This window comes from Rhizobium sp. AB2/73, from assembly GCF_020871915.1.
Taxonomy (GTDB): Bacteria; Pseudomonadota; Alphaproteobacteria; order Rhizobiales; family Rhizobiaceae; genus Rhizobium; species Rhizobium dioscoreae.
Genome location: NZ_CP067071.1, coordinates 2,779,867 through 2,795,632 on the forward strand (window position 1 = coordinate 2,779,867; position 15,766 = coordinate 2,795,632).

The 15,766-nt window shown below is 60.9% G+C and carries 14 protein-coding genes; 6 read left to right on the top strand and 8 right to left on the bottom strand.

Annotated features, from left to right (window positions below; translation table 11 throughout):
- Positions 1 to 131 precede the first annotated feature (131 nt).
- The 6 genes from I8E17_RS13725 to I8E17_RS13750 all read right to left on the bottom strand — a co-directional run bounded on the left by I8E17_RS13725 (position 132) and on the right by I8E17_RS13750 (position 5,940).
- Positions 132 to 1,136 carry an ABC transporter ATP-binding protein gene (locus tag I8E17_RS13725; protein WP_069615962.1) on the bottom strand — a complete coding sequence of 335 codons (1,005 nt, stop codon included), beginning with the start codon at positions 1,134 to 1,136 and terminating at the stop codon, positions 132 to 134.
- A gap of 11 nt (positions 1,137 to 1,147) precedes the next feature.
- The gene (locus tag I8E17_RS13730; protein ID WP_069615961.1) at positions 1,148 to 1,990 is read right to left on the bottom strand and encodes a carbohydrate ABC transporter permease; all 843 of its coding nucleotides are present in this window, start codon (positions 1,988 to 1,990) and stop codon (positions 1,148 to 1,150) included.
- A 1-nt stretch (position 1,991) separates the two neighbouring features.
- Positions 1,992 to 2,864: a sugar ABC transporter permease gene (locus tag I8E17_RS13735; RefSeq protein ID WP_069615960.1), complete on the bottom strand. Its 873-nt coding sequence runs from the start codon at positions 2,862 to 2,864 to the stop codon at positions 1,992 to 1,994.
- Between the two features lie 144 nt (positions 2,865 to 3,008).
- Entirely contained in the window at positions 3,009 to 4,325 is a 1,317-nt protein-coding gene (locus tag I8E17_RS13740; protein ID WP_069615959.1) for a sugar ABC transporter substrate-binding protein, read from the bottom strand.
- A 146-nt stretch (positions 4,326 to 4,471) separates the two neighbouring features.
- Entirely contained in the window at positions 4,472 to 5,425 is a 954-nt protein-coding gene (locus I8E17_RS13745) for a sugar-binding transcriptional regulator (protein ID WP_069615958.1), read from the bottom strand.
- Between the two features lie 59 nt (positions 5,426 to 5,484).
- Entirely contained in the window at positions 5,485 to 5,940 is a 456-nt protein-coding gene (locus I8E17_RS13750) for an RbsD/FucU family protein (RefSeq protein WP_069615957.1), read from the bottom strand.
- A gap of 323 nt (positions 5,941 to 6,263) precedes the next feature.
- On the opposite strand from I8E17_RS13750, the gene I8E17_RS13755 reads away from it, so the two are divergent.
- The 6 genes from I8E17_RS13755 to I8E17_RS13780 all read left to right on the top strand — a co-directional run bounded on the left by I8E17_RS13755 (position 6,264) and on the right by I8E17_RS13780 (position 12,917).
- On the top strand, positions 6,264 to 6,923 hold the full coding sequence (locus I8E17_RS13755; RefSeq protein ID WP_069615956.1) for a response regulator transcription factor: 660 nt from the start codon (positions 6,264 to 6,266) through the stop codon (positions 6,921 to 6,923).
- Positions 6,920 to 8,308: an ATP-binding protein gene (locus tag I8E17_RS13760; protein WP_069615955.1), complete on the top strand. Its 1,389-nt coding sequence runs from the start codon at positions 6,920 to 6,922 to the stop codon at positions 8,306 to 8,308. The genes I8E17_RS13755 and I8E17_RS13760 overlap by 4 nt, the downstream gene beginning before the upstream one ends.
- A 230-nt stretch (positions 8,309 to 8,538) precedes the next feature.
- On the top strand, positions 8,539 to 9,465 hold the full coding sequence (locus I8E17_RS13765) for an ROK family protein (protein WP_069615954.1): 927 nt from the start codon (positions 8,539 to 8,541) through the stop codon (positions 9,463 to 9,465).
- A complete protein-coding gene (locus I8E17_RS13770) occupies positions 9,455 to 10,165 on the top strand; it encodes a copper homeostasis protein CutC (protein ID WP_069615953.1) in 711 nt (236 codons plus the stop codon). The genes I8E17_RS13765 and I8E17_RS13770 overlap by 11 nt, the downstream gene beginning before the upstream one ends.
- 220 nt (positions 10,166 to 10,385) lie before the next feature.
- Positions 10,386 to 11,267, top strand: a complete 882-nt coding sequence (locus I8E17_RS13775; RefSeq protein ID WP_069615952.1) for a DUF6030 family protein — start codon at positions 10,386 to 10,388, stop codon at positions 11,265 to 11,267.
- Between the two features lie 204 nt (positions 11,268 to 11,471).
- Positions 11,472 to 12,917 carry a DHA2 family efflux MFS transporter permease subunit gene (locus I8E17_RS13780; RefSeq protein ID WP_069616022.1) on the top strand — a complete coding sequence of 482 codons (1,446 nt, stop codon included), beginning with the start codon at positions 11,472 to 11,474 and terminating at the stop codon, positions 12,915 to 12,917.
- Between the two features lie 9 nt (positions 12,918 to 12,926).
- Here I8E17_RS13780 and I8E17_RS13785 read toward each other — a convergent pair whose 3' ends face one another.
- Positions 12,927 to 14,477 (bottom strand): SpoVR family protein, encoded by a 1,551-nt coding sequence (locus I8E17_RS13785; protein ID WP_069615951.1) that lies wholly within the window; start codon positions 14,475 to 14,477, stop codon positions 12,927 to 12,929.
- On the bottom strand, positions 14,477 to 15,748 hold the full coding sequence (locus I8E17_RS13790; protein ID WP_069615950.1) for a YeaH/YhbH family protein: 1,272 nt from the start codon (positions 15,746 to 15,748) through the stop codon (positions 14,477 to 14,479). Before I8E17_RS13790 ends, I8E17_RS13785 begins: the two co-directional genes overlap by 1 nt.
- Between the last annotated feature and the right edge of the window lie 18 nt (positions 15,749 to 15,766).

The following is a 15,766-nucleotide window of genomic DNA, read 5'->3' on the forward strand; positions in this document are numbered from 1 at the left end:
AGGTCTCTGGCTCCGGGCGGCTCGGGAACGCCGCACCGGCTGGTATGCTTGACCGGTCCACGCAGATCGATGGATGCGAACCGGAACAGATGCGTTAGCCGTGCCCGCTCAAGCGCACACGGCCCTGGCTTTTAGGCTGAGATCGCCAGCCCTTCGGCGTTGAACCGGTGAATATGCGCCTTGTCCGGTGTCAGGTAGACGGTATCGCCAGCCCGGGCGGGAAAATCACCCGAGCCGCGAGCGGTCACCGTGCCAATCCCGTCAACATCGATATGCAGGAAAGTGTCGGAGCCGAGATGCTCGGCAACGAGCACCTTGCCCTGCCAGTCGCCCGACGTGGTCGACAGCAGTACGTGTTCCGGCCTGACGCCGATCGTGTCGCCGCCGAGGCTCTGGGCATAGGCGCCCTTGACGAAATTCATCTTCGGCGAGCCGATGAACCCGGCGACGAAGAGATTGCGCGGGTTGCGATAAAGCTCCAGCGGCGAGCCCACCTGCTCGATATTGCCGCGATTGAGCACGACGATCTTGTCGGCCATTGTCATGGCCTCGACCTGGTCATGTGTCACATAGACCATCGTCGTCTTCAGCTGCTGATGCAGTTCGCTGATCTCGAGACGCATGTTGACGCGCAGCGCCGCATCGAGGTTCGACAAGGGCTCGTCGAAGAGGAAGGCTGCCGGCTGGCGCACGATGGCGCGGCCGATCGCGACGCGCTGGCGCTGGCCGCCGGAAAGCTGGCGCGGCTTGCGCTCAAGATAATCCGTCAGGTTCAGGACGCGTGCGGCATCCGCCACTTTCTTGTCGATTTCCGCCTGCGGCATGTTCGCCATCTTCAGCGGAAAGGCGATGTTCTTGCGCACACTCATATGCGGATAGAGCGCGTAGGACTGAAACACCATGGCAAGGCCGCGCTCGGACGGCTTGAGATTGGTGCCATCCTTACCGTCGATCATGATCTGGCCGCCGGAGACATCTTCAAGACCGGCGATGAGACGCAGCAGCGTGGACTTGCCGCAGCCGGACGGGCCAACGAAAACGACGAACTCGCCGTTGTCGATCTCAAGATCGATGGAAGGGATGACCTTGGCTTCGCCGAAGACCTTGGAGACTTGTTTGAGAACAATGCTACCCATGTTTCTCTTCCTTACTTAACCGCGCCGAAGGTCAGGCCGCGAACGAGTTGCTTCTGGCTGAACCAGCCGAGGATCAGGATCGGAGCGATCGCCATGGTCGATGCCGCTGAAAGCTTGGCATAGAACAGGCCCTCCGGGCTGGAATAGGAGGCGATGAAGGTGCTCAGCGGCGCCGCGTCTACCGCGGAGAGATTGAGCGTCCAGAAGGCCTCGTTCCAGGCGAGGATGATGTTGAGCAGCATTGTCGAGGCAAGGCCGGGGATCGCCATCGGCGTCAGCACGTAAATGATCTCCTTGGCAAGCGTCGCCCCATCCATGCGGGCCGCCTCGAGGATTTCGCCGGGAATTTCCTTGAAGTAGGTGTAGAGCATCCAGACGATGATCGGCAGGTTGATGAGCATCAGCACGACGACCATGCCCACCCGGCTGGCGAACTGGTTGTTCAGGAGGCCGAAGCTCTGGAACAGCAGATAGATCGGGATGAAGGCGCCGACCGGCGGCATCATCTTCGTCGACAGCATCCACATCAGGACGTCCTTGGTGCGCTTGGTCGGCGAGAATGCCATGGCCCAGGCGGCAGGCACCGCAACGAGCAGACCGAGAATGGTCGAACCGAAAGCGATGATGACCGAGTTGCCGAAGTGGAGGAAGTAGTCCGAGCGCGACTGCACCTCGAAATAGTTCTCCAACGTCCAGTGGAAGAAGAGGAACTGCGGCGGCGAGGCAATCGCATCGCCTTCCGTCTTGAAGCTCGTCAGGATCGTCCACAGGATCGGGAAGAAGATGAGGATTGCCACGATCCAGGCGGCGACCGATACGACGATCTTGCGTTGCGTGGTGACTTTGCGTGCCATCTCAAGCCTCCAGATTCTTGCCGACTGCGCGCATCAGGAAGATGGCGACGATGTTGGCGAGGATGACGGCGATGATGCCGCCCGCCGATGCACCGCCGACGTCCTGCGACAGAACGATCTGCGAATAGACGAGATAAGTCAGGTTCGTCGTCGCCGTGCCCGGACCGCCATTGGTGGTGACGAGTATCTCGGCGAAGGCCGACAGCATGAAGATCGTCTCGATCAGGATCACCACGGTGATAGCCCGCGCTAGATGCGGCAGGATGATGTAGATGAATTTCGAAACCGGTCCGGCGCCATCCATCTCGGCAGCTTCCTTCTGCTCCTCATCCAGCGACTGCAGGGCCGTCAGCAGGATAAGTGTCGCGAAAGGCAGCCACTGCCAGGCGATGATGATGATGATCGACAGAAGCGGAACCGTCTCCAGCCAGGTCAGCGGATCAAGCCCGAAAAAGCGGAAGAGATGTGCCAGGAGCCCGTTTACGGGGTTCATGAACATATGCTTCCAGATGAGGGCGGCGACCGTCGGCATCACGAAGAAGGGCGCAAGCACCAGCATGCGCACGATGCCTTGGCCGAAGATCGGCTGATCAAGAAGGAGAGCGAGCGCAATACCGCCAATGACGGTGATCAGCAAGGCACCGCCGACGAGCAGCAGTGTCACGATCAGCGAACTCACGAAGGCCGGATCGGTGATGAAATATTCGTAGTTGAGAAACCCGAGGAAATCATGCGTGCCGGGGTTCAGAAGATTGTAGTTCAGCGTCGAGAAATAGATCGTCATTACGAGCGGGACGATCATCCACGCAAAGAGAAGCAGAACCGAAGGCGCCATCATGACGCGTGCGGTGGAACGGGTGTGCAACGTTGCCATGGCAAGTACCGACCTATCTTTAAAGGAGGGGGTGGCCGCGGACCGGCTGAAACAAAAGGGCCGCCAAGGGCAGTTCGGCGCTCGGCGGCCTAGGGGAAAGCAGTGCTCGAGAGGGGGCGCTGCTCTCCTTAGCTTCGAAGGCCCTTACTTCGGATAGCCGGCCTTCTTCATTTCGCGTTCCGTCAGCTGCTGGGCAGCCTTCAGAGCCTGATCGACCGAAATCTGGCCGGCGAGAGCAGCCGAGAACTGCTGGCCGACAGCCGTGCCGATGCCCTGGAATTCAGGGATAGCAACGAACTGCACGCCGACATAGGGAACCGGCTTGACAGTCGGATGCGTCGGATCAGCCGAATTGATCGAGTCGAGCGTCATCTTCGCGAAAGGCGCTGCCTTCTGGTAGTCCGCATTCGCGTAGAGCGAGGTGCGGGTGCCGGGAGGTGCGTTCAGCCAGCCTTCCTTCTGTGCGACCAGGTTGGTGTAGTCCTTGCTGGTGGCCCAGGAAATGAACTTTTCCGCCGCTTCGGTCTTCTTCGAGGAGGCCGGGATGGCGAGGTTCCATGCCCAGAGCCAATTGCCGCGCTTGCCGAGGCCCTTATCCGGAGCCAGAGCGAAGCCGACCTTGTCGGCAACCTTCGATTCCTTCGGATCGGAAACGAAGGAAGCAGCAACGGTGGCGTCGATCCACATGCCGCACTTGCCGGACTGGAACAGGGCCAGGTTCTCGTTGAAACCGTTGGACGATGCACCCGGAGGGCCGGCATCCTTCATCAGCTTGACGTAGAAGTCGAGCGTATCCTTCCATTCCGGCTGGTCGAACTGTGCCTTCCACTTTTCATCGAACCAGCGGGCGCCGAACGAATTCGACATCGCCGTCAGGAACGCCATATTTTCGCCCCAGCCCGCCTTGCCGCGAAGGCAGATGCCGTAGACTTCATGGTCCTTGTCGGTGATCTTGCGGGCCGCATCGGCGATGAAGTCCCAGGTCGGAGCGTCCGGCATCTTGAGACCAGCCTTGTCGAACAGGTCCTTGCGGTACATCACCATCGAGCTTTCGCCGTAGAACGGCGCTGCGTAGAGCTTGCCGTCGGTCGTCAGACCGCTGCGAATGGCCGGGAGAAGGTCATCAACATCATAGTTCTTGTCGGCGGAAAGCTTGTCGAGCGAGGCAAGCCAGCCGAGCTTGCTCCAGATCGGCACTTCATAGGTGCCGATGGTCAGCACGTCATACTGGCCAGCCTTGGTAGCGATGTCGGTCGTAACCTTCTGGCGCAATACGTTTTCTTCAAGCGTGACCCATTGCAGGTCGATGCCGGGGTTCTTGGCTTTGAAATCGTCCGTAAGCTTCTGCATACGGACCATGTCGCCGTTGTTGACGGTTGCAATCGTGAGGGTTTCGGCAGACGCCAGGCCGGCAAACATCAGAGCCGAGCAGGCGCCCAGCAGTAAAGTTTTCAATTTCATATCTTCCTCCCAGAAGATTAAAAATGAGCATTCGCTTTGCTCGTGGGCAATTACTCACTTCTTGCGACAAAATGTCAATGCAGATTCGTTGCTGCATTGCCGAGCAAGCAACCTATCCGTTTGTTTTTATTAGTTAAATTTTTTGCTCAGACCTTGAGCAAAAATTCAGCAACTGCCTCGTCGGTAATCAAACCATTGATCTGCCGACCGACGACGGCCGCCTTGATCGCCTGGAATTTGCGCCGGCCCTTGGCGATTCCAATGACGCTGCAGGTATCGCGCGACGGCAAGGGCGCACTGGCGACGCGCTCATTGACATCATCGGGCATGAGGTTGCCATTGCCGTCGAAAACCCAGCCACAGATCTCGCCGGCAGCGCCCCGGTCCATCAACGCCAGCATCTCGTCCCTCTCGAGAAAGCCGTCGAGACAGAGCGGCGCTTCCACACCCATCTCGCCGATACCGACGAAGGTCACGTTGGCCTGAGCGCTGATATCGAGCGTCGAGCGCACCAGTGCCTGCGCATGCAGGAGCTCCCGCTCCTCGGCCGACGACACCAGCACCGGCAGCGGCATCGGAAAGTGCCGCGCCTTGACGACGTCGGCCATGCTGAAGATGACGTTGTAATAGGCAGCGGAACCGTCGGGACCGATATTGCCCGTCAGCGACACCACCCGATGCTGCAGACATTCGATCGCCGGCAGCTGGTCGACTGCAGCCTTCAACGTGCGGCCCGTGCCGATCGCCAGCACGATGGGGTCGGCTCGCCGCAGCCAGCGCTCGATTTCGGCAGCACCGGCCTCGGCGATGCCAATGGTCGAAGATGTGCTGTCGGGATCGCTCGGCACGATATCGACATGGCGCAGACCGAACTTCTTCTTGAGCTCCGCCGCATATTCCAGACAGGCGGCGATCGGGTGATCCAGCCGGACCTTGATCAGCCGTTCGGCAACGGCCAGCGACACCAGACGCTGCGCCGACTGCCGGGATATTCCCATCGCGACGGCGATTTCATCCTGCGTGCGGCCGGCGACGTAGTAGAGCCATCCGGCCCGCGCCGCATCGTCAAGCCGCCCCTGGGAATCCAGCTTCTTCGCCATCGCCTTCCTTTACCGAAACAGCGCCCTTGCTAGGGATGATCCAGACTATCCGTGCCGGATCATGCAGTCTCCGGCGGGATGACGCCCTTGGTCAAGGTGAAACAGCCGTAGAAGCGGCGCTCGCCGGTCTGAATGACGCAAAAGGCATCCTTGGCACGCTCGTAGAAGGCATAACGCTCGACCGGCATCAACGGCCAATGCTTGCCCTCGGCCTTGTCGATCACCGCCTGAACCTCCCGCTGGACCTGCGGCACCTCGTCCGGCGCATCAACAACTTCCATGCGCGTCGCGGCATCATCAATGAAGGTGTCGAGCGGCATCAACGACAATATCGCCGCGACGGCATCGGCAGCGGGCACATTGTCGATGCGCAGCAGCTCGCCCAGGACCGTCTGGCTCGCAATGGCCTCCGCCGGGAAATTCGTGTCGACGACGACGAGCATGTCGCCATGCCCCATCGATTTCAGCGCATAGAGCACGTCCGCATTCAACAGCGGCGAAATTCCCTTCAGCATGAACGATCCTCCGATAGCCTGTGGCGGCCACTTCGCGGCCGCTTTGTTCTCCGCGCAAACAAGTAACCATCGCGTTCCTGTCTGTCCATAGGCGCCGGGAACGTTTTCGGCGGGCAGCCTGGAGCAATTCCAGGAAAAGTGCGCAGCGGTTTTCCGTCCGGGATTGCGTGAAGGCAAAGGGATAGAGCGGCTCAGAGATTTCGTGAATAACTGAACCGCTCCGGCCATGGACTGTGCATCCCGCCGCGGCTTATTTCAGCCGTTATTGACCCGATAGGTTCGTCGGCATTAACTGAGGTACGTTCAACGGTTGAGAGGTGCATGTGCGCATTCTTGTGGTGGAGGACGACGACACGATCGGCGGCGCGGTTCGCGACCATATCGCGGCAGGCCCTCATGCCGTGGATTGGGTCAAGAACCTGACCGATGCGGAGGAGGTCACCAGTGCGGTGCAATACGGCCTCATCCTGCTGGATCTGCAGCTTCCCGATGGCAGCGGCATCGATTTCCTGAAGCGGCTGCGCCGCAAGCCTGACGAAACGCCCGTCATCATCCTGACAGCTCGCGATCAGATCTCCGACCGCATCGAAGGCCTGAACAGCGGTGCCGATGATTATCTCGTCAAGCCGTTCAACCTCGGCGAATTGACGGCCCGTATCCTGGCGGTCGCCCGGCGTTATGCCGGCAGTCCGCAGCCGACCCTCCGGTTTGACGACCTCGAAATCGACCAGCCGCAGCGCCGCGTCAAGCTGGCGGGCAAGGACGTGATCCTCACGGGACGAGAATGGGCCGTGCTCGACCTGCTGATCACGCGGCCGGGCGCGATCGTCTCCAAGGACAAGATAGAAGAGGCGCTCTACGCCTTCGGCTCCGAAATCGAGAGCAACACAGTGGAGGTCTATGTCAGCCGCCTGCGCAAGAAGATCGGCAAGGACCGCATAAGGACGGCCCGGGGCGTCGGCTATTGCCTGGGTGAGCGATGACCGAACACAAGGAGCCCAGCCGCGCCAGCATCACCCGGCGCCTGATCACTGCGCTGACCGGCACTGTCGTCGTCTTCTGGCTGATTGCGGTCGGCATCGGTGTCTACGTCGTCAATAAGGAACTCTCGGAAACCTTCGACGGCGCATTGCAGGAAACCGCCGAGCGTCTGCTGCCGCTGGTGCTTGACGATCTCGCCAACCGCGATCATTCCGGCGATCCTCAGAGCCTGGAAGAGCTCAACAAGGGGCTGAACCGCGAATATCTGACTTATCAGGTACTCGACGGGAACGGCAAGGTCATCCTCCATTCCCACGATGCCCCTCCAACCGCCTATGACGTGCCGCTGAAGATCGGCTTCCACAATACGTCGCGATACCGGATCTATACCGAATCCTCGGCCGACGGCACGATCTTCCTGCACGTCGCCGACGCCTTCAAGAATCGCCGCGAGGCATCGCGCGAAAGTGGCGTTGCCCTGCTCTGGCCGCTGCTGGCCCTCATTCCCGCCAGCATCATCGCCATCGGCGTCATCGTCGGCCGATCGCTGCGGCCGATCGACCGCCTGCGCTCGGAGATCGCCACCAAGGACGGCGGCAACATGGCGCCGCTCGTGAGCGAGACGCTGCCGCTCGAGCTGCAGCCGATCGCCCGCTCCGTCAATCTGCTGCTGGAGCGCCTGCGCCTGGCGCTGGAAGCCGAGCGCGAATTCACGGCCAATAGCGCCCATGAGCTGCGCACCCCGATTGCAGGCGCTCTTGCGCAGACCCAGAGGCTGATCGCCGAACTGCCGCAGGGGCAATTGACGGAACGCGCCGGCCGCATCGAGACGTCGCTTTCCAATCTCGGCCGGCTCGCGGAAAAGCTGCTGCAGCTTTCCCGCGCCCAGGCCGGGATCGGCACGGGTGACAAACCCGCCGATCTCGTAGCCATCATCGAAACCGTCATAGGCGATTACGACCGCGATACGGGAACGGCGGGCCGTGTCCTTCTGGAGAACGAAACGGCGGAGAAACTGATGCGCAACGTCGATATTGACGCATTTGCGATCGTCATGCGCAATCTCATCGAAAACGCCTTGATCCATGGGCCGGCGGACGACGAAGTGACCGTCCGCATCGACGACCGCACCGTCCGCGTCATCAACGGCGGCGCCGTGCTTTCCGCACATGATCTCGCCGGCCTGAAGAAGCGCTTCTGGCGCGGCAAGACGAAAGCGGCAGGCTCGGGCCTCGGACTTTCGATCGTCGAGCGCATCGTCGGCCAGATCGGCGGCCATCTCGATCTGCTGTCGCCGGCGACCGGCGGGACCGATGGCTTCGAGGCGAGAATTACCTTGCCGCCTCCCCTTCTCCCCGGCGGGGAGAAGGTGCCGCCAGGCGGATGAGGGGGTGAGCGACAAAGGAGCGAACGTCTGAGCGCAAGCGATGACGGGCATGCCGCGCCGCCCCCTCATCCGACCCTTCGGGCCACCTTCTCCCCGAGGGGAGAAGGAATTTCCGGCGCCGATCCGCCTCATATGCGATACCCCTGCCCGACCCAGGGGGAAGGATTGATCTTGCAAAGACCGGCAAAGGGTGCGAGCAAGTGCGCCATGTTTCCAGCGGGTCGGTATCCATGATCGTTTCCTTCGACATTGGCGGCAGCGCCATCAAAGGCGGCATTGCCCGCTCCATGACGGACATCGTGCCGCTGGCGCGGCGCCCGACGCCCAGGCATGATTTCGCCGAATTCGTCAATACCTTGCGTGAGGTGATTGCCGAAGCCGGCGAGAGGCCGGATTGCCTCTCCTTCTCCATCGCCGGCGTCGTCGATCCCGATACGCAGACACTCACCTGCGCCAATATTCCCTGCGTTCACGGCCGGCATCTTGCCGCCGATCTGGAAGCGGAACTCGGCTATCCCGTGCTGATCGCCAATGATGCCGATTGCTTCGCCATGGCAGAGGCCATGTCCGGAGCGGGCCGTGGCCATCGCATCGTCTTCGGAGCCATTCTCGGCACCGGCGTCGGCGGCGGCCTTGTCGCGGATGGCCGGCTGGTCAATGCTGCCGGCGGCTTTGCCGGGGAATGGGGCCATGGCCCCATCATCGCGTCCTCCGCCGGCAATCCACCGGCCGCTATTCCCGCCTATGCCTGCGGCTGTGGTCAGAAGGGCTGCGTCGACACCGTCGGCGGCGCACGCGGCATCGAACGCCTGCACAAGACGCTTCACGGGCTGGAACTTTCCAGCGAGGAGATCATCGGCCAATGGCTCAGGGGCGAAGACCGTGCCGAACGCACGATTGACGTCATGGTGGATCTGGTCGCCTCGCCGCTTGCCCTCACCGTCAACATAAGCGGCGCGACCATCGTGCCGGTCGGCGGTGGCCTTTCCAACGTCGAACCGCTCCTGGCACGTTTGGACGAGGCGGTACGCGCCCGGACCCTGCGTAAGTTCGGCCGGCCGCTCGTCGTGCCGAGCGAGTGCAAGCTGGAACCGGGCCTCATCGGCGCCGCCCTGCTGGGCCTGCAATATGCCGGAGAGCGCACCCATGCTGCTTGAGGTCTGTGTCGAGGATATTGCCGGCCTCAAGGCGGCCGTTGAGGGTGGCGGCGATCGTATCGAGCTTTGCAGCGCGCTTCCTCTCGGCGGGCTGACGCCGAGTACCGGGCTGATGGCCGCCGCAGCGAAGATACCCGTCCCAGCCTATGCCATTATCCGTCCGCGCGCCGGCAGCTTCGTCTATTCGGCGGATGAACTTGAGGTCATGAAACGCGACATCGATGCCGCACGAGCTGCCGGCCTGCCGGGCGTCGTGCTCGGCGCTTCCATGCCGGATGGCCGACTGGATCTTGACGCACTCACCATTCTCACCGCCCAAGCGGAAGGTCTCGGCAAAACGCTGCACCGCGCCTTCGATCTGGTGCCCGACGTCGAGGAAGCCGTCCGTGTCGCTATCTCCCTCGGCTTCGAACGCATCCTGACCTCCGGCGGCGCAAGGACTGCGGCCGAAGGCGTTGCCATGCTCGAACAGGCGATTGCAGCCGCCGCCGGCCGCATCTCCATCATGCCCGGCTCCGGCGTGACGCTTGCAACGGTCGGCCAGCTATGGCCGCGCCTGCAGGTCAGCGAGATTCACGCCTCCTGCTCCGCAACCGCCTCGGAGACGGATGAGCGTGTCATCGCTCTCGGCTTCTCTCCGCCATTGGTCCGCCGCACGGATGCCGCCACCGTCAGGGCACTCAAGGCGTATTTCGCCTAGAGCGGACTGCGCCAAGAATGTGCAAAAAGCCGGACGCGGGGAACGCGGGAACCGCATGCGGAAGGTCGCGATCTGCTTTAAGCAACATCATGAATTGACAAAGAAACATTAGAATGATCAATCGTTCATAAACGCATATGCTGTAGCCATGAACATGGCTGCGCAACATACGGTTATTGCAGCAAGGTAAGTTTCCTCGGGAGTAGCTGTGATCTGAACCATGTCGGTGGCGCCACCTCGCAAGAAAAGCAGGGCTGTCTTTTGGATTGCAGCCGTTGTCATCGGTTCGATCATCCTGGCAACCGCGCTCCTTGCCAACGATATGCGCAATCTAAGAGCGCTGGATAGCCGCTATCATCTCAATCTGTTTCCGAAACCGGAACAACATGCAGCAGCGCCCGCCGCGCCTGCGCAGGAACAGCAGCCGGCCCATGCGGCTACGCCTGCGGCGGCAGCGCCGAAGACATCGGCCCCGGCGGCCACAAGCGTCGGTGTCAAGCCGGCGACGGTCACCGCCAAGCCACCCGTCAGGAAAAGGTCCCATCTGCTGGACGAGCCCGTCGATGCGCTGCTGAGTGCCTTCGTGCGCAGCTGGCGGATATCGGGCCAGGCGCTTTGCGCCGATCTTCAGAAGTTCGGCCTGTCTGTAGGGGAATGGCGGCAAAGCGAATTGGGCACCGGCACTTCGGAGTGCAGCTATGCCGTCCAGAAGGGCGCCTATGGCGATCCCAAGGCAGCTTCCTTCTTCATCATCGCCAGGGGCAAGCCGTCAGGCGAAATCGATACCATCCGCATCAAGGTCATCATGCCTGACAATGACGACGGAAAGGTCGTTGCCGGCACCTTTGTCGACACTGTCGTCCTATTGCTGAACGAAACCCATTGGCTGGACTTTCAGGCCGCACTCGAGGCAATCGGCAAGTTGCAGGATGTGACGCTGCAAGCCTTCGGCGCCAAGCTTGCCTTTTTCAAGGAATTCCAGAGCGACAACAATTTCAACCTGCAGCTGGAATTGCGCAGAACCTCGCCGGAACAGCTCCGAACCGCGATCGTCTTCGACAAAGCGCGCTGGACACTACCCTCCCCGCCATCGACTAATTGATCACATGGATTCCCTCGAAAGGCTGGGTTCCTGTTGCGCTGCGCCATGGATGGTGCTCATATAGGCAACGATTCCGAAGGTCGGCGGATCACCGGCCGCCAGCACCATGTTTCCCGAGAGCACACGAGGCGGTTTCCGAAGGGATTCATGCAAATCGTCAAACGCGCCGGTCCCCAGCCGGACGTTGGAAAGCCATTTCATTTCATGGATTCGATAGATCCCAATCCGCAGAGCCAGACTTTTGCGGTCGAACGCAATCCCCGCCTGCGCTACATCATTCCCGCCGTGGTCGCCGTCGCCTTCCTGATGGAACAGCTGGATTCGACCATCCTCGTCACTGCCGTTCCCGATATCGCCAGGAGCCTCGATACGACGCCGCTGCGCATGAATCTGGCGGTCACGACCTATATTCTGACGCTTGCCATGTTCATTCCGGTGAGTGGATGGTTTGCCGATCGCTTCGGCGCCCGGCGCATCTTCACGCTTTCCCTCTTCATCTTCACGATCGGTTCGATCCTCTGCGGACTGGCAACCAGTCTGCCGATGCTTATCGCCACGCGCGCGCTGCAGGGCTTTGGCGGCGCGATGATGACGCCGGTCGGGCGCCTCATCCTCATTCGCAGCTTCCCACGCAGCCAACTCGTGACTGCCATGACCTACATGACCCTGCCCGCTGTCATCGGACCAGTGATCGGCCCGGTGCTCGGCGGCTTCCTGACAACCTATCTGTCCTGGCGCTGGATCTTCTGGGTGAACCTGCCCTTCGGCCTGACCGGCATGGCCATGGCGCTGCGCTATGTCGAGGATACCGAACGCGACGAGACCATCAAATTCGACTTTCCCGGCTTCGTCATGGTCGGTCTCGGCTGTGTGCTGCTGCAATACGGCATCGAGAATGTCGGCCGCCCTGCAATTCCGGTCTGGGCCATCCTCCTCGCGCTTGCCGCCGCCGGCCTGCTGCTGGTCGGTTTCATCCGCTATGCCCGAACAGTGGAATCTCCGGCCGTGGATCTCACCCTCTTCAAGCTGCGCACCTTCCGCATCGGCACGCTTGCCGGCGGCATCTGTCGTGTCGGGCTGAATGGCGTGCCCTTCCTGCTGCCGCTGATGCTGCAGGTCGGCTTCGGCCTGAGTCCGATCGTCTCGGGTACATTGACCTTCGTCAGTGCCCTGAGCGCCCTTGCCGTGCGGCCGGTCTCGGCAAAACTGCTAAAGCTCTATGGCTTCGATCGCATGTTGACGTGGAGCGCCGTATTCGGTGCCGCCGTCGTCGCCGGCTTCGCGCTGATCACACCCGATACGCCGCACTGGTTCATCATCGTCTATGTCTTCATCTTCGGGCTGGCGCGGGCCGGACAGTTCATGACGTCCAATACGCTATCCTATTCCGATACTCCGGCGGCACAGCTCAGCCGCGCGACCAGCTTGGGCGGTGTGCTGCAGCAATTGAGCGTCAGCTTCGGCGTTTCCGTCGCCGCCATGCTGCTGGGGCTGGTGACTTTGGATGGATCGCCGCTGACGCCGGAAAAATTCCACATTGCATTCTTGTTGATGGCCGTGATCCCGCTGCTCGGCATACCTGGCTTTCTCAAGCTGCGGCCGGAAGACGGCGCGCAAGTGAGCGGCCATCAGCGGCAATTGAAAAAGTAGCCGTAAGGCTTATGCCGCAAGTGCCGAGGCGCGCGGGTGGACGAGATGATCGCGAAGCACCGCACCGGAGCGGTCGACTTCCTGCATCAGCACGTCGTAGCTCCACAGATCGGCCAGATGCTGCAAGACGCGCTTGGCATCCATATCGTCGAGCAGCGCGCCGTTCAGCACCGTATGCTTGACCAGCAGCCGCCTGTCGCCGGCAAGATCGACATCGACGATCTCGATATGCGGATCGATCCAGCCGACATCATATTGCCGTGACAATTCACGGCGGATGCGCCGGTAGCCACGCTCATCATGAATGGCGGCAACCCTCAGCCCTTCTTCCTCCTCCGGATCATCGGTCAGCTGGAACATGCGCATCTTGCGCATCAGGTGCGGGCTCAAGAACTGCGCGACAAAACTCTCGTCGCGATAATTGGCCCAGAGATCGCGCAGCACCGCCATTGCATCGCCGGTGCCGGCGATCTCGGGGAACCACTGGCGATCCTCCTCTTCCGGCTTCGTCACGATACGCTCGATATCCTGCATCATGGCAAAGCCGATCGCGTACGGGTTGAGGCCGGAATAGCGGGGATCGTTGAAGGTCGGCTGGAAAACCACATTGGTATGCGATTTCAGGAATTCCAGAAAATCGCCGTCGCCGATGCCGCCGAGCTCGTGCAGCCGCGTCATGATGCGATAGTGCACATAGGTTGCCGTGCCCTCGTTCATCACCTTGGTCTGGCTCTGCGGATAGAAATATTGGGCGACATGCCGCACGATGCGGATGATCTCGCGCTGCCAGGGTTTTAGGCGTGGCGCCATCTTTTCCAGGAAATAGAGGATATTCTCCTGCGGCAGGCCCGCCAGCGAGCGCCGCCGCTCCAGATCGAGATCCTGTGTTTTCTTGCCCGATCCGGCCGGCACCGTGCGCCATAGATCGTTGAAGATCTTCTCGTCATATTCGCGCCGCTCGCGCTCGCGCTTCTCCTCGTCGCGCAGGTCCGGCGTCTTCTTGCCGGCATAGCGATGCACGCCATGCGACATCAGCGCATGCGCTGCATCCAGCGTGCGCTCGACGGCGGCATGGCCATAGCGCTCCTCGCAGCGCGCCACATAGCTCTTGGCGAAGTTGAGATAGTCGAGAATGCCTTCGGCATCGGTCCAGAGCTTGAAGAGATAATTGTTCTTGAAGAAGTGATTGTGGCCGAAGGCGGCATGGGCGATGACGAGAGCCTGCATCGTCGCGCTATTCTCCTCCATCAGATAGGAGATGCAGGGCGAGCTGTTGATGACGATCTCATAGGCAAGGCCGCGCAGGCCCTTGCGGTAGAAGGCCTCGTGATGGGCGAAATGCTTGCCGAAAGACCAGTGCTTGTAAAAAAGCGGCATGCCGATCGAGGAATAGACGTCGAGCATCTGCTCGGCGGTGATGATCTCGATCTGATTGGGATAAACATCGAGCCCGAGCTCCTCGATGGCGATCTTCTCGCAGGCATCGTGAATTCGCTGAATGGTGGCGAAATCCCAGTCCGCGCCTTCGAAAAGCCGCTCCATCGATGCCTTTTTTGCCATTATCCGCTCCTTGTTTCCGCCGTCCGGCGCTGGAAGAGATCGTGGAAGACCGGATAGATCTGGCTGCGATCGCTGACACGCCGCATGGAAAGCACCGGCCATCCCGCCTGCATCCGCTCGTAGAGCGACCAGATCGCCGAGCCGGAGGAGATCGCGACGCTGCGTGATTCCCCCACTTCGAGATAGGCGAAATATTGGCAGACGGGCAGGATCTCGCTCGTCATCAGCGCTGCCGTCGTCGCATTGTCGGAATAGGCGTTATCGCCGTCCGACGCCTGGGCGGCGTATATGTTCCAGTCGGATGCCGGGAAGCGGTCCCGCACGATCCGCCGCATGGCTTCGAGCGCGCTCGAAACCTGAGTGCCACCGGTTGCCGGGCTGCGAAAGAAGGTCTCCTCGTCCACCTCTTCCGCTACGTCGGTATGGCGGATGAAGACGATCTCGACACGGCGATACTGCCGGGTCAGGAAAATATAGAGCAGCATGTAGAAGCGCTTGGCGAGATCCTTCATGTGCTCGGTCATCGAACCGGAAACGTCCATCAGACAGAACATGACAGCCTGCGCCACCGGCTTCGGCTCGTTCTCGAAACGGCGATAGCGGATATCGATCGGGTCGATATAGGGAATGCGCCGGACCTTCGATTCCAGTCTTTTGATCTCGTCCTCGAGCTGTGCGCGGCGCTTCTCGTCCGTGCACTCCTCGGCCTCCTCGATGAGCTTTTCGACCGTTTCCGGCTTCGGGCGATGCAGCGCGACGCGGCGCATCATGGCAAGCCGCATCGTGCGGTTGATGGCAAGATTGGCGGGTGATCCTGTAACCGAATAGCCCGAGCGCACCGGATTGATCTGGTCCGCCGACATCAGGCGGCGCTTGGCTAGATCGGGCAATTCGAGATCGTCGAGGAAGAGATCGAGGAATTCATCCCGCGTCAGGATGAAGCGGAAGGCATCCTCGCCCGTTCCATCGCCACCGGCCCGCGACTTGCCGCTACCGCCCTCGGGGCGGGGAAGCATATCGCCTTCGATGAAGTCTTTGTTACCGGGAAGAATATGTTCCTTCAGGCCCTCCGGGCCGCGATGGAACCGAGGTTCCTCGGTTCCATCCAGGGGAATGCTGATTTCGCCACCCTTCAGAATATCCTGAATGTCGCGATTTTGAGAGGATTCATAGACCGCTCTCTGCACCAGCGCTTTTGCTCTTCGCAAAAACCGTTGACGATTTTCCAGACTTTTTCCGCCTGGGTTCAGGCGTCTGTCAACAATGTGCATTCCTTCTTCCTTGGTGGC

What these genes read in the sequence shown, in the direction of transcription:
- I8E17_RS13735 (WP_069615960.1), bottom strand. Translation starts at nt 2,864, where the DNA reads ATGGCAACGTTGCACACCCGTTCCACCGCACGCGTCATGATGGCGCCT.
- I8E17_RS13750 (WP_069615957.1), bottom strand. Translation starts at nt 5,940, where the DNA reads ATGCTGAAGGGAATTTCGCCGCTGTTGAATGCGGACGTGCTCTATGCG.
- I8E17_RS13760 (WP_069615955.1), top strand. Translation starts at nt 6,920, where the DNA reads ATGACCGAACACAAGGAGCCCAGCCGCGCCAGCATCACCCGGCGCCTG.
- I8E17_RS13785 (WP_069615951.1), bottom strand. Translation starts at nt 14,477, where the DNA reads ATGGCAAAAAAGGCATCGATGGAGCGGCTTTTCGAAGGCGCGGACTGG.
- I8E17_RS13780 (WP_069616022.1), top strand. Translation starts at nt 11,472, where the DNA reads ATGGATTCGATAGATCCCAATCCGCAGAGCCAGACTTTTGCGGTCGAA.
- I8E17_RS13790 (WP_069615950.1), bottom strand. Translation starts at nt 15,748, where the DNA reads ATGCACATTGTTGACAGACGCCTGAACCCAGGCGGAAAAAGTCTGGAA.
- I8E17_RS13725 (WP_069615962.1), bottom strand. Translation starts at nt 1,136, where the DNA reads ATGGGTAGCATTGTTCTCAAACAAGTCTCCAAGGTCTTCGGCGAAGCC.
- I8E17_RS13765 (WP_069615954.1), top strand. Translation starts at nt 8,539, where the DNA reads ATGATCGTTTCCTTCGACATTGGCGGCAGCGCCATCAAAGGCGGCATT.
- I8E17_RS13745 (WP_069615958.1), bottom strand. Translation starts at nt 5,425, where the DNA reads ATGGCGAAGAAGCTGGATTCCCAGGGGCGGCTTGACGATGCGGCGCGG.
- I8E17_RS13770 (WP_069615953.1), top strand. Translation starts at nt 9,455, where the DNA reads ATGCTGCTTGAGGTCTGTGTCGAGGATATTGCCGGCCTCAAGGCGGCC.
- I8E17_RS13775 (WP_069615952.1), top strand. Translation starts at nt 10,386, where the DNA reads ATGTCGGTGGCGCCACCTCGCAAGAAAAGCAGGGCTGTCTTTTGGATT.
- I8E17_RS13730 (WP_069615961.1), bottom strand. Translation starts at nt 1,990, where the DNA reads ATGGCACGCAAAGTCACCACGCAACGCAAGATCGTCGTATCGGTCGCC.
- I8E17_RS13740 (WP_069615959.1), bottom strand. Translation starts at nt 4,325, where the DNA reads ATGAAATTGAAAACTTTACTGCTGGGCGCCTGCTCGGCTCTGATGTTT.